Source organism: Streptomyces sp. NPDC094143 (assembly GCF_040303825.1).
Taxonomy (GTDB): Bacteria; Actinomycetota; Actinomycetes; order Streptomycetales; family Streptomycetaceae; genus Streptomyces.
In genome coordinates this window covers 1-17,849 of record NZ_JBEOTZ010000073.1, presented here as the reverse complement: position 1 = coordinate 17,849, position 17,849 = coordinate 1, and the positions used below count along the sequence as shown (strand labels likewise).

Sequence of the window (17,849 nt, the reverse complement as noted above, 5' to 3'; positions counted from 1 at the left end):
TCGCGCAGCGCGGTCAGGACGGCCGGCGGGACGTCCTCGCGACCGGCTCCACCGGTCACCATCACCGTGTCGGCTTCCGCCACGGCCTCCAGCCCCCTGTGGACGGACACGTCGAACGCACCGCCGGACCGCAAAAACCCGGGCTCCGCCGTGCAGACCCGGATGTCGTACGCAGGCCGCCCGCCGGCCTCGACCGGGGTGAAGATCAGTTCTGGAATGGACAGGTCGAAAGCGGTGACCGGCGGCACCGCGATGACGACGATACGGTGCATGGCCCGAACCTCCGGATCTGTGGCGTGCGCGGGCCGCCGTCGTAGATACGGGGCCGGCGGGAGGGCGAGGCCGCCCCAGCGGCCCTGGAATTGGCGGCCCGTTCGATCTCCGCGGCGGGGATGCCGTCCCCGATTCATGCGTCGCAGTGGTGCCGGATGTCCTGCCGAGGCAGACGGATGCCGTCTGCCTGGATGAACCATTGGGCCCGGCGGCTCAGACCGTCGGGCCCGACCGGGATGGGCGATACAGGGTCGTCAGCCGTCACTGCTGCTCGCCGTCGCCAAAGTGGAGCACAGTTGCCGCGATCTCCCGCACACGGTCCAGGGTGATCCCTGCGCGCTGTTCGACTGCGAGGGGATGCTCGGTGGGCTCCAGCTCGACGAAGGGGCGCTCGCCGACCGGGCGGGTGTGCACGCGCGTCTTCAGGTTGAGGGTCGTGGCCGGGTAGACCGGCAGCTCGGTGGTGAGCCAGCCGAATTACGGCGTCTCGGCCTCGCGGCCGGGGGTGCCCCACAGATCCGCAGCCCGGGATAAGCTCTCGCGGCTCAGCGAGGCCCAGACGCCCCAGGAGAACACCTCGTCGCTGCCGATGACTGGTATCTCGATCATGCAAAAGGTGGCAGTCATCGGCGTCGGTGAACGTCGACAGCTCACCTAACCAGCCGTTGTGAGCGGTCTGGAACGAACCGCACTCGGGTGACCACCCAACCGTACGGATTATGTACGCAGAATTGGCGCTATCCGTACGTTTCGTGAGGTAGGGTGTCGCCAGGAGGTGCTGCATGTCCGAGTTGTTCGACGCGGTCGACGCGCTGGTCGCATCCCGTGCGCCACTGCCCCCGGTGGACGAGCGCAAGCGGTTGCGTCAAGCCCACGGTCTGACATTGGACGAAGTGGCCGCGGCGCTGAGGGTGCGCCGAGCGACCGTGTCCGGCTGGGAGTCGCTCAGAAAGCCGGTCGAACCGCGTGGGCCGGAGCGTGAGGCCTATGCCCGGCTGCTGAACAAACTCGCGGAGCTCTATCCCGCGCCCGCCGTTTCCGTTCCGGCACCGTCCAGCAGCCGGCCCGCCGACACGGAGCAAGCCGAGCCCTCGACCGGGCGCGAGCAGCCCCGCACGGACCCCACCTCCACCGCGCCGGCTATCCCTGCGCCTCAAGGCCCCTCCGTGCAGGCACCGCCGCGCCCGGCACGCACCGCAGGTCCCGCGCCGACGTCGCGCCGTCCTCCCGCTCGGAAGGCGGCACCAGCCGGTACGCCAGCGGCCGGCAGCCCGGCAGGCAGCATGGACCCACGCTTCGAGAACGGCCCGCTGGCGGTCATCGATGTCGACGACGACGGCCGGGTCCTCGCGTACTGCGCGGGCGGCCTGATCCTGGACGTGCCCGCGAAGAGCATCCCGGCCCTGGTGGAGTGGACGCTGTCGGAGGCAAAGCTGGGGCAGCCGAGGCTGTCCGGCCCGGGCAAGGACGCCGACCCGCTGCTCGTACTCACCGAAGCCGCGTTGAAGCGCTACGGCCTGCCCGTTGCCCTCACGAACGAGGAGCGGCTCGCCGGGCGGATCCCGGAAGGCCACAAGGTCGTCAAGCAGTTGGCGCGTGCGGAGTGGAAGCTGACCAAGCGCGGGCTGGGGCCGTGGGCGCGAATCTACCGCCCGGCCAGCGGTTCAGAACGGGCGTGCGTGCAGCTGTGCATCCCGTCTTGGCACGCGCTCGACGCCCGGCACTGGGGCAACGCCGCGCAACTGCCGCCGGCGGAACTCGCCCGGCTGCTGGGCGTCTACGCCTCCCGAGTGATGACACCGCGCGGCTCCACCGCCGTGACCGGCCTGGAACTGATGACCGCCCTGCATCCGCCGACCCGCGCCTCCGAGCCCGACGCCGATGGCCGTCGGTACTCCGAGCACAACCCCGGTTCCCTGGGCAAGGATCCGGTCGACTGCGCCCCGTGCGAGGCCCCGGATGGCCACCCGCTCCTGGCGGATCTGCCGCGCTTCCACGTCCGCGGCCCCGCCGAGAAGTTGTTCGAGGAGGCCTACGACTGGGCACGGCCCATGACCGACGACGAGTGCACGCTGCGGCACCTGGTCGGCATCGACGTGAACATGGCCTTCGCCGCCGGCGCCAACGGCCTCATCGTCGGCCTCGGCGAGCCGACCCACGTGAAGCAGCCTGTGTTCGACGCGAAGCTGCCCGGCTCCTGGCTGGTCGACCTCTCCCACGTCGACCTGTCGAAGGTGAAGGTCGGCAAGGACAAGTGGGTGGAGCTGGACGCCGGCCTGCTGCCCAGCCCCTTCACACCGAAGGGCGAGCGCCCCGACGGCCCGGCCTGGTACGCGACCCCCACCGTCGCCTACGCCCAAGAGCTCGGTTACGAGGTGCGCCCGATCGAGGCCTACGTCCGCCACGACAACGGCCGCTACCTGGACGGCTGGTACCAGCGCCTGCGCGACGCCTACCTGGCCACGATGGCCGACCTCGGCGTGCACGCCGACATGGAGCCGGCGGCCTTCCTGGCGGCCATGGACGGCTACCGGCAACGCGACCCCGAACTGGCCATCGTCGTGTCGGCGATCAAGGCCACGGTCAAGGGCGGCCTGGGCAAGCTGCGCGAACGCCCCCGCGGTGAGGGCTGGCGCCCCGGACAGCCCTGGCGGGCCCTGTCCCGTCCGACGTGGCGGCCCGACATCCGCGCCGCGGTCATCTCTCGCACGCGCATCAACCTGCACCGCAAGATCGTCAAGCACGCGGCGTTCACCGGCCAGTACCCGATCGCGATCCTGTCCGACTGCGTCGTCTACGCGGCCGACGGCACCAGTCCGCTGGACTTCCTGCCCTACCGGGACGGCAAGCCGCTGCCGGGCGGCTTCAAGCTCGGCGTCAATCCCGGCCTGGTCAAGCACGAGGGTACCCAGAGCGTCCTGTGGGGCGAGGAGGTCCGCGAGCGCTTCGACGCCCCGGAGCTCAACCTCGCCCGGTACATCAAGGACGGCACCGTCACCGACATCGACAACGGCGAGTAGGGAAGAGCGACGATGAGCCTGTTCGGTGACGGCCTGGAAGCCGCGGTGCAAAAGGCGTTCACCCGCCCGGCACCCAAGACCGCGCCCGCCCAGATGCGGTACCTGGTCAAGCAGCTCAAGAGCACCAGAGCGGTCGCCCAGATACTCCGTGTCTCCCAGCGCACCGTCGAACGCTACGTGAAGAACCAGATCAAGAAGCCGCGCCCCGAGCTCGCGGCGCGGCTGGAGCGCGAGGTGACCAGGCGGTGGCAGCCCCAGGTCCGTGCCAGGGCCCGGCAGCAGGCGGCGACGACCGGCGGCATTGTCATCGACACCCGCGCCCGCATCGGCTACACCGCACCGATCGGCACCACCGATGACGCCCGGCTGCGGCACCTGACCGTCGCCCTGCCGCCGCAGTACGCAGCCCGCCTCTTCGACGCCCAGCAGGCCGGTGCCGGCGACCAGCAACTGCAGCAGATCGCCGCCGAGGGCCTCAAGGAGATGTACTTCCAGGACGGCGGCCGCCGCGCCGGTGACCTGGAGGAGATCCGCTTCACCGACATCGAGCACATCGAGTTCGAGCTGTAAAGCAACATCACAGCCAGACCGCACGCAGCCGCCCTGCTGAGCCGACGCACGGTAGCGGTCACCTAAGGGGCGTCCGGAAAAATCAGGGCCTGGCGGGGCACCCAATATCGGTTGGTAGGGTTGTCCTTGTTTGGGTGGCCTGGGCATTGAGCTGGCCTCAGATCTCATGGAGGCCGGGCGGTGCAGTTCGTCTGCCGGAGCTTTGGACTGTCGAACCTGCCCCGGCGCGGCCACACACTGCACGAGGCGCCCCTAGAGGTGCTGCTCCTCGACATCGAGGCAAAGCTGTCCATCTGGGAGCAGGGGCGGGAGGTGTGGTCCGAGGAGGCGTTCCCGGTGGCTGAGCTGGCGTACCACCTGGCGCTCTGGCTCCAGAGCCCAGCTGCCGGTCATGAGAACTTCGAGCTCGATTCAATGCAGGCTGCGAAGGGGATGATCGGCATCGTCCACTCCGATGAGGGCTGACGGGTCGGTTCCATTTTGACGCCGGACTTCTGGACCTCACCCGTCGCCTGGGACGTTCTCGTGGCAGAGATCAAGCGGTTCGACCGTGCCGTGCGCATCGCCGGGATGGGCATCGACCCCCGTTTCATCCCAGAGCCCTGAGACTCTTCCGGCCCGGCCGACCGGTTAAGATGATCAATGTGTAGCTGGTGTGATCACGGCGTCGCAGCCGTCCTGGATAGGCCCGTCCACCAGGCTGAGCCCGCGCTGTTTCCGTAGGCTCCTGACCGCGCTGCGCCGCGAGGGAGCAGACGCAGTGCGGCGGGGCCGGCTGTGGAGCTTGTCGCTGGAGGACCGGGTTCTGCTGGTCGCAACGTACTGGCAGACCGACTTGACGCTGCGCCAGCTCGGCCCCGCTGTTCAGGGTCTCGAAGTCCGCGGCCGACCGCATCATCGACCACCTCGGGCCCCTCCTCGCGCTCCGGCCGCGCCGACGGTTTCGCAAGGGCACGGTCCTCATCGTGGACGGAACCCTCGTCCCTACGCATGACCAAAAAGTGGCCGAGCAGTCGAAGAACTGCCGGTACTCCACCTACCGCCAGGTCGTCATTGACGCTGACACCCGGCTCGTCGTGATGGTCGACCAACTTCTGCCGGGCAACCGCAACGACTGCAAGGGGTGGGAGCTGTCCGGCGCGAAGGCAGTCGTCGGCAACACGACAGTGATCGCCGACGGCGGCTACCCGCAGGCGGCCCCCGGACAGTAAGAGTGCAGGGAGACGTCGGACGCTGCCGCGATCCGCAGACCGTGGGCACGGACCTCATTGCGTCGGGAGCCGTGCGCTCACCAGCAACGTGTCGGCGGTGCAGGGCCCGTCGTCAGAGGCAGACAGCGTGGTGACCGCGACTCGGGTGAACCCGGCCTCATCAAGCAGAGTCGCCCAGAGCCGATCCTGCAGCACCCATCGGTGCATTGTGGCTTCCTTGCCGTCTGGGGTCCTCGCACGGACAGCAGCGGGCACCACATCACAACGGGCGGCGGTCCCGTTCAGGTAGTGGGCGAGGGTCGAGAACACCAGCCGTCCTCCCGGACGCAGGGCGGCGGCCGCCGTCGGCAGCAGCCTGCAGGGGTCAGTGAAGTCCACAGCGCCGAAGACACTGTAGAGCCCGTCGTACATTGCGGGCATCGCTTGCAAGTGGCCCACCACGTCAGCGCGCACAATGCTCAAGCGGGGCGCAAGGTGCCCATAAAGGTCGGTGGCGATGGCGTACTGGGCGGGTGAGGAATCCACTGCGACGACCTGGGCTGGGCTGTGACGAGTGGCCAGGTACGCGGCGTGTCGGGCCGCGCCGGCACCGAGGTCCCCCACACGCGCGCCAGTCAGCTCCCCCAGGACTTCAGGGCCGGGGCCAGCGTCCTGGCTCCAGTTCCAGCGGAAGGCGCCAGACACGTCTCGGTCGTTGCTGACACGCGCGCGGCCGTAGTGGTGCCAAAGGTCTGGGGTCGTGGACGTCACCCACCCCATTGTGGCGTCCGCAACCGACCCGGGGGCCATTTCCCGAGGATGCTGCGCCGTTGGTCCTGCAACGCTCCTGCGGTTCCGGGGCCCCGCCCGGGACATCCGTCCACGGCCTGAACCCGGTCGGCCCCGGGGCGCAGCCCCTGCCCGCTGTCGAACGCCCCCGGCGTGCACCGGAGCGCCCCCGCGCGAGGGGATGACCGTCGGCGCTCCTGCGCCAACCATGGGAGCGGGCCGGGCCGGGACCGGCGCCACAGGGGCGAGGGCCGTCGAGAGCGTGCGGGAGGCAGCGATGGGGCGACGTTGGCTGGTGACGGGGTGCTCCTCAGGACTAGGCCGGGCGCTGGCCGAGGCGGCGGCGAGGGAGGGGCACGAAGTGGCGGTCACCGCGCGCGATACCGCCGCCCTGGACGACCTGGCCGCCGCCTGGCCCGGACGGATCGTCCCCCTCTCGCTGGAACTGCGCGACGCCGCCCAGTGCGAGGAGGCCGTCCGCACCGCCGCCGACCGTCTGGGCGGGGTCGACGTCCTCGTGAACAACGCGGGCGCCGGCCTGTTCGGCGCGGTCGAGGAAGTCTCCGACGCCGAGCTGCGCGACCAGCTGGAGACACTGGTCGTGGGCCCCTGGCGACTGGTCCGCCTGGTCCTGCCGCTCATGCGCGCCCAGGGACACGGGCACATCGTCAACGTCTCCTCCCTGGCGGGCCGAATGGCGTTCCCCGGACTGGGCGCCTACGTCGCCGGGAAGTACGCCCTGGAGGGTATGAGCCAGGCGCTGGCCGCGGAGGTGGGAGGCCAGGGCGTGCGAGTCACCGTGGTGGAGCCCGGCGGTTTCGCCACCCGTTACGGGACGTCGCTGGCCGAGTCGGGCCGCCGGCTGCCCGAGTACGCCGCGGTCACCGCCGAAATCCTGGACGCGGTGCGCGGCATGGCGGGCGACCCCGCCACCGGACGGCCCCAGGACTTCGCCGCCCGGATCCTCGCCATCGTCGCCGCCGACGTGCCCACCCCGTTGCGCGTCCCGGTGGGCGATGACGCCTACACCTACCTGGAGGCCGCCGAGCAGGCCGCCCGCGAGGAACTCGCCGCCGCCCGCGCCCTGGTCGGGGGACAGTCACCGCTGCCGTCCGCCACGCGGTAGGAGCCGCCCCGACGAACTGACCCCCAGCGTCTACGTCACCAACACCTACGCGGACACCGGGTTGTACAACCTCGGTAACTGTCCCCACTCAGTTCTCGTCAACGGGAGCCGGCCTGAGTTTCACCACCCCACCGCGGCCGTTCGACATCACCGCGCTCTTCCGCCAGCTGGCCCCTTTGGCGTGCACGGCGACCCGGCTGCACCCGCGGCCGGGGTCGCCGACCGTGCACGACAGTTCCGTCGGCGGGCCACTGCCGTGGCCCACCGACGAGCCGTGGCCGTACCCGAACCCGCCCGGCTGCCCGTGTAGGGCGATCACCACCAGCAGCGAAGACGCTTCAGCAGCGCGCCCTGTGCGTAGGGCCGTTTTCGGCGTTCGTGGGTGTGCTCGCTGTGGCGCCGCTCTGCGGGCCGACACGGTGGGCTTCGTCGTTCTGCCCCGGGGCGGAGACTTTGGAGGCAGCGGCCCTTCCGCTTTCACTCTGCTCGGGTAGGGGCCCTGCAGCACGAGGAGAATCAGGACGTTCCTCACGGTCTTCCGGGACGCTGCGACACTTGCGGTCGCCTCTGCCTTGATCTTCTTTACCGTGCTGCTGTGCACACTCTGCACGGCAGCACGCCTACCGACATCACGGAGCCGACATGCCCGACCTCTACGACCTCCTCGCAACCCGCGCATCCGAAGGGAGCGACTCCGCCGCCAGCACCCCACCACCCTCCAACCCCGGCACCGTCTACACCGCTTCCGTCGAGACCATCGACAACGACAGCGCCGGCATATTCCTCAACACCGCGAACATCTGACAAGCCCAGCCGGCAGCAGTCTCCTGGCGCGAGGGCGTCGCGAGTAGTTCCCGCTACGTAGCGCCGCAGCCGCTTCCGGACCGCCGACGCGGGCGGAACGCTCAAGTGATTACTTACATCCTCGCCCGGCCCCTGCGAGTCCAACTGCACGTATCACAGGCACACGACGCTTGGAGAGTGCAGCATGCAGGTAGGGAAGCGGACAGCGATCATCGGTGCGCTCGCTGCGACACTGCTGACGGCGGCGCCGGCAGCAGTCGCCGACGGCCAGGACACGTCGGTAAGCGTGACCAGGGAGAAGGGGCACGCCGTGGCGTGCCTGGCGGAGATGCACGGCGTGCAGGTGTCGCTGGAGCTCTACGAGAACTCCGCTTTCGGCACCCACGTCAGTCTGTCCGTCGAAGTAGATGGGCAGCAGTACGGGGGAGGCGGGCCCGTCGAGCGCGGTCTGTTCGACCGGGGCGTCATCTCCGGCCAGGTGGCGTACAGCCGGCTGGAGGAGGACGCGGGGGACCAGCGGATCGCTCGCGTTGCGGGCTCGTACGAGGCGTCCGGCCCGCGCGTGCGAGTGCGGGAGGTGCACCCGGAGCCCTGGGGCAAGGTGGTGACCAGGGGCTGGCGGACTCCGCTGGCTGCCGACGTGACCGTGAACGTGCTGGGCCGCCAGATGGAACTCAACTGCGGTGAGGCGTTCGCCTTCGACCTGCGCGTCAAGCGTGTCGGGGAGCCGGCCACCGGCGAGCGGACACGGTAGGCCAGGCCATGCCGTGAGCGGGTGTGCGGGGCCCTGCGGCTCCGCGCACCATCCCTTTCCATCCGCCACACCGGCAAGAGGCCCTCCTGTTGCTGGTAAGCCTCGGTGACGACCGTGTCTGCCCGCCCACCACTGCGTGTGGTGGGCGGGCAGGTGGTGTGCCCTGTCAGTGGGCGCGGACTGTCGCTCCGCAGGTGTCGCTCTGGCGGAGCACGGTCACCTCGCCGGTGGGTGCTGGCCAGGATTGGATGAGGTACCACTCGGTGACCTCGTCGGGGGCCAGATCGACGGCGGTGTCGCGCCTGCGCGACTACTTCCTCGCGGTCAAGGACAACCGGACGTACCGCGCCTGCGTGGTCACCACCTTCGCCAACTACCGCTCACCCATCGAGATCGCCTCCATGGGCATCTGACCCGGCGCATGACCGTGGGCCTGGTGCAAGGCACGGCTGACTCCGCTGTGCCGAAGCTCATCGCCCGCGCCAGTTCCCGCTCCAGAGGCTGCGCGTCACGGTGCACCTGGGGACGCCGCCACGCTCGAAGACCAAACGGTCGAAAGACGGGCGTGGTCTGAGGCTGCTTCAGGTGGTGCGGGAGATGGGTACGCGAACTGCATGCGGTATTCCCTCGGGAAGGGCGAGGGGAGTGCAGGAGCCTCCACCCGGTGGCAGTCACCTTCTTCAACCGCAGTAGACCATCTGTTGCGGTGCTTGCGGGCTGATGAGGCAGACCACGTTCCTCTTCGGACAGCGCCCCGCCGACGCGCTCTCCGGTCCGAACGGCATTCCCGCTCGGTCGAACGAAGCTAAGCCGTTCGCGCAGTTGCCGTTCCTGTTAGTGAGGCGATGTGGCTGCGGTGGTCGGCGCTCGCCAGGTCGTTGGTCGTGGCAACACCGGTGATGATCCGCACGGAGCTGCGGCATCGTCACGACCTTGCCGCTGACAGGGGACCGTACGGCCTTGCCGGGGATGGACACCACACATTCGTGACCGGCGTCCGTGACGTACCCCATTGCGGTAGGCAGGGACCTGAAGGGCCCGGTCCAGCAGTCCATGAACGGGCAGTAGGCCAGGCCGGGGGCGTGGAGCTCTCGCCCGCAGGCGTGTCCGCCCCCGTGCGAGTCGACGCAGAATGCTCCCCAAGGAAGACAACCCGTTCTACCGGCGGTAGAATATCGGGTATGAGCAAGCCGACAAGCATCAAGACCAGCGAGGACGTGCGCGACCGCCTACGGATCCTGGCCGCGGAGCGCGGCACGACCATCACCGAGCTGCTGGAAGAGCTGGCCTCCCGCGAGCTCACGGCGGCCGAGCGCGAGCAGCGTGCCGTCGAGGCGGCCCGTGAGCTGGGCATCGAGTACACCGAGCAGGTCCAGCGGGCTGGCCAGGACGCCTGGGACAAGGTCCGAGCCCACCAGGGCGGCGCCGCCGCGTGAATCTGACAGCAGTTCTGGACCACACCGCCCTGGCTGCCCTGTACCGGGCGGATCCGTTCTTCACCGGCCTGTACATCGAGGCTTCGCGCGGCACCGGCCGCGTCCTCGTCCCGTCGCTGTCCGTCGTCGCCGCTGAGCGGGAGGCGACCGGAGCGGGCAAGCACGCGGCGTCCCTGCGGTTCGCCGAGAGCGTCCCCTTCACCGTGGAACACACCAAGGAGGCGATGGCCTGGAAGGACACGGACTGGTCGGTGGCCCACGCGGCGGCGATCGCGTGGCAGGCCGTGAAGAAGGGGGAGCACCTGGTTGTCCTGTCGCTGGAGCCCGGGCTCTATCAGGCCACCGGGATCACCCCACTCGACCCCACCTGACGGCAGGCCGAACCCCGTGACCGCCCGAGACGCTGCCCGGCAGGAAGGGGCGTCCCGCAATCCGAGCCGCTCCGCGGCCGCACCCGAGCGAGGCGCCCGGAGTGCGGCAGTGCCGCGTCAGCAGGTGGCGTTCAGGCCAGCTCAGTCGGCGCGGTCGTTGTAGCCGCCGTCCCGGCGTCGCCGACCCCAGGTCGAGGACGCGGACGCCGGTCAGGTCGATGTCGGCCTCGCGGGTCCGTCGCGGTCGACGACACCGCTGTCGAACAGCATGCCGCTCGGGCCGGTCAGGTCGTGCCCTGATGGGCGTCCAGCCACCGACGCTTGGCCTCGCGCGCCGGCCCGCCCGGGGCGGTCGACGGTCGATGTCATCCATCCGCTGGTGGCGCTGATCCAGTCGTGGTGGCCGCGCGGCGGCGCCGGAGCGACCGCGAGCGCGGTGGCCGCCTCCTGCCGCAGGCGATCCCCGCCGGCCACTTCGTACGAGGTGGAGGCGTTCAGCGTGGTGCTGCCCGGTGCGGCGGCATCCGGCAGGGTGATCGTGAAGGCCCAGGTCGCGGAGCGGGCCGCCCGGCATCACCTACCGCGACCCGCTCATCCCCGTCGCGCGCAGGGCCGTCGAGGAGGCCTACGCCGCCGAGTTCCCCTACCACCGCTACACCTGGTAGCCGCCCTCACAGCCAGTCGCGTACAAGCCTTCGCGTGCTCAAGCACCCGATGCTCGTCACCGCTGTCGGCGGTCTGGACAGCCGGCGTCGGCGACAGGGACGTGGCTCTGTCCACGAGGGGTCCGGAAATGCGTGCTGCTGGCATGAGCAGGAGTGGGATGGAGCTGGCTGGATCTTCACCCGCGAGATGAGGGCTCGACGCGGGCCTGTTCAGCTTCCACTCCGGCGGCGCCTGTCGGCACGGGCAACACGGTCGTCGTCGTGGAGCACAACCTGGACGTGGTCGCCCGGGCCGACTGGGTGATCGACCTCGGCCCGGACGGCGGCCGCGACGGTGGCGAGGTGGTGTTCGAGGGCACGCCGCGGCAACTCCTGGAGGCGGACGGATCGTTCACCGGGGAGCATCTGCGGCGGTTCGTGCGGTCGGGAGTCAGCGGGCCGGCGTGAGCTAACGTGCACGGTCTGAGGACGAGCGACAGGGCACGACTCAACGTGTCCAAACGATTACGCTCACGGCCGACACATGCGCTGCATTGCGGGCTCCGATTCGAGAAGTAGTCGCTCCTACAGGACGGGCTTCCCAGCAGCCGCACGTAGCGCACGCCGCCTTCCCACGACCGGTTTGCCGCACTGGCACCGGCGACATCCGTGTCGACGTCGGCTACCGGCCCGGTCCCGAAGAGCGTGACGAGCCTCCTTGTCGCCGCCCGCCGACAGAACGCCTCCTTGCTCCGCTGGACGCATACCCCGGACTGCTGAGCCCGCGGGCGTAGGCATGCGCGGCTGCCCGTAGGCTGGTCCTGCTCGGGGCTAGCGCGGAGGTACCTCATGCCCCGAACCGTGTGGTCAGGCGCCATCTCCTTCGGTCTGGTCACCGAAGATCACAGTGTCCACTTCCACCAGTACCACCTGGAGGACATGGGCCGCGTGCGGGTGCGCAAGTTCTGCGAGGCCGAGGACCGCGAGGTCCGCAATGACGAGATCGGCAAGGGCTACCAGCTCACCAAGGAGCAGGTCATCCCGATCAGCGACGACGAACTGCGCGACCTTCCCCTTCCCACCGCCAAGGCGATCGAGATCGAAGCGTTCGTGCCCCTGGAGTCCGTCGACCCGATCCGGATCGGCGAGGGCTACTACCTCCAGCCGTCCGGGCAGGTCGCCCACAAGCCCTACAAGCTCCTCGCCCAGGCCCTGGGCCGCTCCGCCAAGGTCGCCGTCGCCAAGTACGCCTGGAGCGGGCGGGAACGCCTGGGGCTGCTGAGAGTACGCGACGACGTGATCGTGCTGCACGCCATGCGCTGGCCCGACGAGATCCGCGACCCCGGCGAACTGCTGCCGCCGCCGGTGGAGCTGTCCGACGAGGAGATCGAGGGCGCCCTGGCGCTGATGGACAGCATGACCCGCGAGGACCTCGAAGGCGAGGACTTCCAGGACACCTACACCGAAGCCCTGGAGCAGATCATCGAGGCCAAGCGGGAGCACCGCGAGCCACCGGCCCTGCCGGAGCCCGAGGGGGAGCCGGGCCAGATCGTCGACCTCATGGCCGCCCTGACCCAGTCCGTGCAGAAGGCGCGGGCGGACCGCGGCGAGGACGCCGACGTCCACGACATGCCGAAGAAGAAGACGGCGAGGAAGCAGCCGACCAAGAAGACCGCAGCAAAGAAGACATCAGGGCGCAAACCGCGCAAGAGTGCGTGAACCCGATCGCCCTCGGGTCGTCCGGCGTGGCGAGCCCCGGTGCGCAGGCTGCTGGAAGAGCTCGGCTGGGCAGCGCGGAACGGCTGCTGCCAGCAGTGCTACGCGTCAGGCTCTTGACGCAGGTCCAGGAAGCAGCGCAGCCGTACACCGGGCTCGCCGGGGGCCCGGGTCGTGTGGTCCGCCGGCGCGATGGCGCATCGCGCGCCGAGCAGCTCCTGGACGGCGAAGGCGGTGTCGTCATCGGCGGCCGCGACCTCCACGACCGCCAAGCCCGGCACTGCCACATGTGACTCGTTGATCTGCTTCATGCCTGGCACTACGCCTGGCGCCCCGGCAGGTTCTGCTGAGCGGGGGCCTTCACCCGACCGTGTACGCCGCCGAGCGCGGCCCGCGGATCAGTTGGCCTCACAGCCGATGCCGTCACCGTCCCGGTCAAGGCGGTGCGGGTCGTCGGGGCCGACCCAGACGGGGCCTGACAGGTCCGAGCAGTCCACATCGGGCGCACCGGCGTCAGGCCCGTCCGGGAGGTCTGGGCGCGCCGGGGTCTCCGGGGCCATGGGCCGGCGGAGTGTTGGCTCCCGTCCGGCGGCTTCGAAGTGCCGGACGGGAGCAGCACGGGGCCCTCCTGGGGTTCCTTGAGCACGAGGGAACCCGCGCGCCTTCCAGACGGGAAGGTGTGACGCCCCGGCGTCCCCTTCATGGTGCCTGTCCCCGGGCAGCGGCTGTGCAATTGCATGCATGGTGATCGGAAATGAGTGGCCCTGACGTGCTTCTGCCCCTAACGAGGCGGAAGTTGACGTTCTGGTGCGCATAGGAGGGCTCATCGAACGTCTTTGTTCCGTGACTCCTTGATCACGTTGAGTGTCGGCTCTGGCGCCCGTAATGCTGTGCACCACCTCCATCCCCAGCGCTTGAGCACCGCCAGGGAGGGAGGCCTTCCAGACCGCAACTTCGATGCAGAGAAGGTGAAATGCCCAGTCGAAAGGTGTGGATCATCGCCGTGCTGGCGGTGGTCCTCGCGTGGAGCACGGTGATGACCGTGCTGGGACACCTCGCCGCGGCCGTGGCCCTGCTGCCCTCGCTCGGCCTGCTGGTGCAGCAGCTCACCGCCGCCGCCCACAGCTGCGGCACCGCGCCCGCCCACGCCCCGGCATCCCAGCCGGCCGGGCCCGAGGAGCCGCAACGATGACCTCCACTCCTCAGAACGATCCACCCCCTGCCGGGGATGTGCCGGACGCACCACTCTCCGTAGCGCCTGCCCCGTTCGTACCGGGCCGGCGCGGCCGTCGCGCGGAGCCGATGGCCGACAACCTCGGCCCCAGCCACGGCCCTGCTGGAGCGTCTGCGCCACCAGATATCCGCTCGCCAGATCATCCTGGACGAGCTCGCCCGGATCACCGGCTTCCGCAAGACCCGCATCTCCGCTCTCCTGCGCGGCGTCGAGTACTACCCGAGCTGGGAGCTCACCTACAGCGTCATCCACGCCCTCGGACTGCCGCCCTGGCCACTGTGCCGCCTGTGGACCGCCGGGGCCTACGAGGCCGCTAAATCCACCACGTGGATCACCCAAGGCATCGCGGCCGTCCGGCCGCTGGGGCCCGAGGAGCGGCCCGTGGAACACCACGGCTTCATCGAGCAGATGGAGCACTACTACACCGCCTACGCCCGGGCCCTGCTGCACATCGAACGGCCCGAACGGATCGTGGCCGAGGCCTTCGACATCCTGTGGGCTGGCTGGGACGAAGCAGAAGCCGCGGCCGTACCCAACCTCCCCCGCTACGCCTGGCGGCTGCTGCGCTCACGCGCGTTGCTGCGCGTCAGGCGGCACCCCGACGGCCGCCCCAACCTGCGCCCGGCCGCGTTCATGACCGTCGCACAGAGCCGGATCGCCGCCCGTACTTCCGCCAGGCCAGCTGTTCCTCAAGTTCGTCTAGTGCCGGGCGCCGCGCGGTAATCCGTTCCAGCAGCTCGGGATCCATGCACCGGATCGTAGAAGGCCGCCCGGCCACAGTGAGCGGGAACTGGCGAACCGACCACTTCGCCAGACGATCTACTCCGCGGACGGCCGCCCCCGACCAGCGTGAGCACCCCCGAGAACCGGTCACGCCAGCCCCTTGACCAGCGTCTTCAAGTTGGCGGAGGCTCAGTGCGTTACATCGTGCGCAACTCACCGCACCGTGCGCGCCGGTCCGCACCCGCGCTCAAGGCCTTGTCCGTGTTGTGCTGGGGCGGGGATTGAGCAGCAGTTGCATCGTGATGACTTCGACCACCCGGGGCTTCTTGCTGTTGGCCGTGGCTGTACGGGCTGGTCGGGGCAGCCATGGCGAGGAGTCGGTGAAGGACCATGCTCGCCGTGGCTGCCCGTGGCTGTGCTGTTGTCAGCCGCGCTAGTTCTTGATGAGCAGCTTCTTGTTGTCCTCTTCGGTGAAGAACACCCTGCTGGTCCTCGTCACGGTCTGGTCGCCGGACCCGAGCGGCGAGTTGACCGTGATGTTGCACGTCAAAGTCTGGGTGTTTCCCGAAGCGGTGGCTGCGCCGCCCGTGGCGGTTCCACCCTCGCCAGCGTCTGCGTCACCGCCAGTGGCGGTGATGGATTGGGCGCACAGTGGACCCGCCGGTACGGCCACGATGGGGGCGGGGCCGCTTTCCTCGTCGAACCTGGCGTACTTCACCTTGTCAGACTTTGCGAAGAGGAAGAGATCTTCGTCGTGGGAGGAGTGGCCCTTTCCGGAGTGGCCCTTTCCGGAGTGGCCCTCGTGCGTGTGGGCGGGCTGGTCATCGTCGGCGTAGGCGCTGCCCACGCCCGAAACCGTAGCGCACTGATCGCTACGCCGAGCAAGGCGGCCTTTGTGCCAAAGCGCATGTGAGCTCCCTGTAGTCGCTGCCCAGGGTGTATCCATGGACGCTCTGGGCAACGCGGCAGCAGCCATTTCGCAGACTCTCACGTTGAACCGCTCCGGGTCTGCTCGCTTCCCTGAGAGGATCGAGTCATGGCACGTCCGTCCCGACGACAGCGGCGCGGTACGGGTCAAGGCGGTCCGGCCCAAGGGCGGCATGCTCATCGGAGTCTTCCCCAGGCCTCCTTCGCCCAAGCCACCTTCTTGCTGTCCCCCGGGGAAGGCCGTTCCTCTGCACCGTCGTCGCGAGGCCGGCTGACGGTACGACCCACCCCCCAAATGGCGTACCAGGGAATGCCGTGTTGCGGTATCTCTGTGTTATCTTCTGTAACTGTCCGAGCACTTCCGTGATTGGCTCGGGCGGGGTGCTTGAATGTTGCTCCGCCCTTCTTACGATCACGGTAATCGGATGACGCTGAGCGGACCTGGCTTCTCCGAGTTCTTCGTGCGGCGTTGTGAAGAGTCGGGTCTCACGCTTCGGTTTGGGACCCGACTCTTCACCTTTTCCGTGCTGGGTGCCTGGTCAGAGTATCCAGTGCTGGGTTCTCCTGCTTTCCAGCCTCCGGATTTCCCTGTCGTCGTCTCGGCTCTGCGCTGACTATTGCCCCCATGTGGCGTACCAGGGAATGCAGTGTTGAGGTATCTCTGTGTTATGTTCTGTAACTGTCCGAGCGCGCTCCGTAATGGATGCGCGTGAAGTGGAAGAAACCGGAGAAGTGATGAGCGCGTTCAAGAAGGTCGCGGCTGTAGCGGTCATGGTCGGTGGCATGGCTCTCGGCGGCGGTGTTGCCCACGCCGGTGACGGCGACGACTACAAGCACGGCTACAAGGACGACTACAAGCACGGCTACAAGTACGAGGACTACAAGGACTACAAGGACTACTTCCTGCTCGGCAACCTGCAGGTCGTGGACTGCGACCAGGACTTCGACGCCGGCGCGGCCTTTGCGCCCATTCAAACCACGGGTACCGGCGACAACACCCAGGTGATCGGGAACTTCTGCACGGTGGTCGGGCCTGTCAGCGACTGATTCCCCGGCATTGCGATGATGAGCCAGGCCTCGCACATTCTGCGCAGGCCTGGCTCATCTCGTAGTCAGACCGCACACCGAGGCGGCACACCGCCGACCCGCCCGGCCCGGCGCAGGAGACGCTCGGCTTCGGCCGACTTCCACGACAGCGGGGCCGGACATGCAGGTTTCCCGACTGTGATTGGGCGGTGGGGTGACAGCGGGTGGGCGTCAGCGGATTCACCGAGTGGGTGTCCTCGTAGGGGGTGTGGGGCGGGGCTGTGGTTGCTGTCATGGGATGACCAAGTGGCTGTTGTGGTGCGGCTAGCAGGTTGGTGGATGGCTGTCATGGGTTTCGCTGTTCCAGGGTGAGGGGCTGGCGGGGTCGGGTGGGCTGGGACCTATGACCGCTTCGTGGGGTCCGGCAGGTGGGGCGGGGGCGGGATCGGCTGGTGTTGTGCCGGCCGGGGGTGTGCCGTTGGCGCATGTTGTGGTGGTGCGTCGGCTTCTTGCGGTGGATGGGGAGGGGACGCTGACTGCGCATGCCGTACGGGCTGCCTCCTCGAGGGCTGGGGCAAGTGCGGCCAGGAGCTCGACGGCCTCGGCGACGTACCGGTAGGCGGTCGTGGTGCCGATGCCGAACCCGGCCGCGAGCTGGGCATACGGGTGGCCGTTGCGGAGGTGGGCGAGAGTGAGCAGGGCCTGCCGGCCCGGGCTCAGGCGCCGCCACCGGGTGCCGAGCTCGTGACGGTGTCGGCGGAGCTCGGCGGACAGGAAGCGCAGGGCAGAGCTGGACACGTCGATGCCCGACGGGTAGACAAGTACACGAAGCCTCTGGTGGAGACGGTTCTCTTGGTCGAAAACCCATCTACCAGGGGCTTCACCTGTCTGTCAGCCCAACTGACCTGCCCCGCCACCAGGTTGGAAAGGGCTCATTGTGGGAGGTCCTCGCTCAGGCGGGCGGGAACGTCGCGGAGTTGCGGCGCAGGATGCGTCGGCATCGTGCGAGACCGGCGCATCGACCGGCAGATCAGAGGGTGGTCCGCTTGTTGTCGACGGGCCGCCCGCCGACGTGCCGGTGCCGGAGGGCGTCGTGGATGCGGGGGTGCGGGGCGGCGGTGTGCGGTTGTATGTGCCGGGGGGGGTGCCCTTATGTCTTCGGTCAAGGTCGTGGGTCAGTATTTGCGGCATGATGACCTGGTTCCGGACCTACTACGAGGACGAAGATCGGTGGCTGTACTTCGAG

The 17,849-nt window shown here is 69.0% G+C and carries 17 protein-coding genes and 5 pseudogenes; 16 read left to right on the top strand and 6 right to left on the bottom strand.

Annotated elements, in window-relative coordinates:
• Together ABTZ58_RS38650 and ABTZ58_RS38645 are read right to left on the bottom strand one after the other, a co-directional pair.
• The coding region (locus ABTZ58_RS38650; RefSeq protein ID WP_502996210.1) for a type 1 glutamine amidotransferase family protein at positions 1–272 on the bottom strand (272 nt) is incomplete at its 3' end.
• A 262-nt stretch (positions 273–534) separates the two neighbouring features.
• Positions 535–882 (bottom strand): annotated as a pseudogene (locus ABTZ58_RS38645) (DUF2199 domain-containing protein); the annotation flags it as partial.
• A 173-nt stretch (positions 883–1,055) separates the two neighbouring features.
• On the opposite strand from ABTZ58_RS38645, the gene tap reads away from it, so the two are divergent.
• The 4 genes and pseudogenes from tap to ABTZ58_RS38625 form a co-directional block, all read left to right on the top strand.
• Positions 1,056–3,293 (top strand): telomere-associated protein Tap, encoded by a 2,238-nt coding sequence (tap, locus tag ABTZ58_RS38640; protein WP_351367728.1) that lies wholly within the window; start codon positions 1,056–1,058, stop codon positions 3,291–3,293.
• Between the two features lie 12 nt (positions 3,294–3,305).
• Complete coding sequence (tpg, locus tag ABTZ58_RS38635) at positions 3,306–3,863, top strand: telomere-protecting terminal protein Tpg (protein ID WP_351367725.1); 558 nt, start codon at positions 3,306–3,308, stop codon at positions 3,861–3,863.
• A gap of 180 nt (positions 3,864–4,043) precedes the next feature.
• Positions 4,044–4,328: a DUF7878 domain-containing protein gene (locus ABTZ58_RS38630; protein WP_351367722.1), complete on the top strand. Its 285-nt coding sequence runs from the start codon at positions 4,044–4,046 to the stop codon at positions 4,326–4,328.
• Positions 4,329–4,518: 190 nt separating this feature from the next.
• Positions 4,519–5,053: pseudogene (locus ABTZ58_RS38625) on the top strand (transposase family protein); the annotation flags it as partial.
• Positions 5,054–5,128: 75 nt separating this feature from the next.
• Here ABTZ58_RS38625 and ABTZ58_RS38620 read toward each other — a convergent pair.
• The gene (locus tag ABTZ58_RS38620; protein WP_351367719.1) at positions 5,129–5,824 is read right to left on the bottom strand and encodes a class I SAM-dependent methyltransferase; all 696 of its coding nucleotides are present in this window, start codon (positions 5,822–5,824) and stop codon (positions 5,129–5,131) included.
• Positions 5,825–6,119: 295 nt separating this feature from the next.
• Here ABTZ58_RS38620 and ABTZ58_RS38615 point away from each other — a divergent pair, with 295 nt between their 5' ends.
• The 9 genes and pseudogenes from ABTZ58_RS38615 to ku all read left to right on the top strand — a co-directional run bounded on the left by ABTZ58_RS38615 (position 6,120) and on the right by ku (position 12,696).
• Positions 6,120–6,968, top strand: a complete 849-nt coding sequence (locus tag ABTZ58_RS38615; protein WP_351367716.1) for an SDR family oxidoreductase — start codon at positions 6,120–6,122, stop codon at positions 6,966–6,968.
• Positions 6,969–7,081: 113 nt separating this feature from the next.
• Positions 7,082–7,264 (top strand): annotated as a pseudogene (locus ABTZ58_RS40420) (hypothetical protein); the annotation flags it as partial.
• Between the two features lie 346 nt (positions 7,265–7,610).
• Positions 7,611–7,772: a hypothetical protein gene (locus ABTZ58_RS38610; RefSeq protein WP_351367713.1), complete on the top strand. Its 162-nt coding sequence runs from the start codon at positions 7,611–7,613 to the stop codon at positions 7,770–7,772.
• Positions 7,773–7,956: 184 nt separating this feature from the next.
• The gene (locus tag ABTZ58_RS38605; RefSeq protein ID WP_351367710.1) at positions 7,957–8,526 is read left to right on the top strand and encodes a hypothetical protein; all 570 of its coding nucleotides are present in this window, start codon (positions 7,957–7,959) and stop codon (positions 8,524–8,526) included.
• A 263-nt stretch (positions 8,527–8,789) separates the two neighbouring features.
• Positions 8,790–8,939 carry a hypothetical protein gene (locus ABTZ58_RS38600; protein ID WP_351367731.1) on the top strand — a complete coding sequence of 50 codons (150 nt, stop codon included), beginning with the start codon at positions 8,790–8,792 and terminating at the stop codon, positions 8,937–8,939.
• A 432-nt stretch (positions 8,940–9,371) separates the two neighbouring features.
• The gene (locus tag ABTZ58_RS40415) at positions 9,372–9,962 is read left to right on the top strand and encodes a ribbon-helix-helix protein (protein WP_502996209.1); all 591 of its coding nucleotides are present in this window, start codon (positions 9,372–9,374) and stop codon (positions 9,960–9,962) included.
• A complete protein-coding gene (locus ABTZ58_RS38590) occupies positions 9,959–10,333 on the top strand; it encodes a PIN domain-containing protein (protein WP_351367704.1) in 375 nt (124 codons plus the stop codon). The genes ABTZ58_RS40415 and ABTZ58_RS38590 overlap by 4 nt, the downstream gene beginning before the upstream one ends.
• A gap of 899 nt (positions 10,334–11,232) precedes the next feature.
• Positions 11,233–11,445 (top strand): annotated as a pseudogene (locus tag ABTZ58_RS38585) (hypothetical protein); the annotation flags it as partial.
• A 381-nt stretch (positions 11,446–11,826) separates the two neighbouring features.
• Entirely contained in the window at positions 11,827–12,696 is an 870-nt protein-coding gene (gene ku / locus ABTZ58_RS38580; protein WP_351367701.1) for a non-homologous end joining protein Ku, read from the top strand.
• Between the two features lie 98 nt (positions 12,697–12,794).
• On the opposite strand, the gene ABTZ58_RS38575 is transcribed toward ku, so the two are convergent.
• Positions 12,795–13,004 (bottom strand): DUF6207 family protein, encoded by a 210-nt coding sequence (locus ABTZ58_RS38575; protein ID WP_351367698.1) that lies wholly within the window; start codon positions 13,002–13,004, stop codon positions 12,795–12,797.
• A 662-nt stretch (positions 13,005–13,666) separates the two neighbouring features.
• Here ABTZ58_RS38575 and ABTZ58_RS38570 point away from each other — a divergent pair.
• Both ABTZ58_RS38570 and ABTZ58_RS38565 read left to right on the top strand, forming a co-directional pair.
• A complete protein-coding gene (locus tag ABTZ58_RS38570) occupies positions 13,667–13,885 on the top strand; it encodes a hypothetical protein (RefSeq protein WP_351367695.1) in 219 nt (72 codons plus the stop codon).
• A 423-nt stretch (positions 13,886–14,308) separates the two neighbouring features.
• Positions 14,309–14,650 (top strand): hypothetical protein, encoded by a 342-nt coding sequence (locus ABTZ58_RS38565; RefSeq protein ID WP_351367692.1) that lies wholly within the window; start codon positions 14,309–14,311, stop codon positions 14,648–14,650.
• Positions 14,651–15,083: 433 nt separating this feature from the next.
• Here ABTZ58_RS38565 and ABTZ58_RS38560 read toward each other — a convergent pair whose 3' ends face one another.
• On the bottom strand, positions 15,084–15,497 hold the full coding sequence (locus ABTZ58_RS38560) for a hypothetical protein (protein WP_351367689.1): 414 nt from the start codon (positions 15,495–15,497) through the stop codon (positions 15,084–15,086).
• Between the two features lie 815 nt (positions 15,498–16,312).
• Between ABTZ58_RS38560 and ABTZ58_RS38555 the strand changes: the two genes are divergently transcribed.
• The gene (locus ABTZ58_RS38555; RefSeq protein ID WP_351367686.1) at positions 16,313–16,624 is read left to right on the top strand and encodes a hypothetical protein; all 312 of its coding nucleotides are present in this window, start codon (positions 16,313–16,315) and stop codon (positions 16,622–16,624) included.
• 522 nt (positions 16,625–17,146) lie between these two features.
• On the opposite strand, the pseudogene ABTZ58_RS38550 reads toward ABTZ58_RS38555, so the two are convergent.
• Positions 17,147–17,407, bottom strand: a pseudogene (locus tag ABTZ58_RS38550) (helix-turn-helix domain-containing protein); the annotation flags it as partial.
• Between the last annotated feature and the right edge of the window lie 442 nt (positions 17,408–17,849).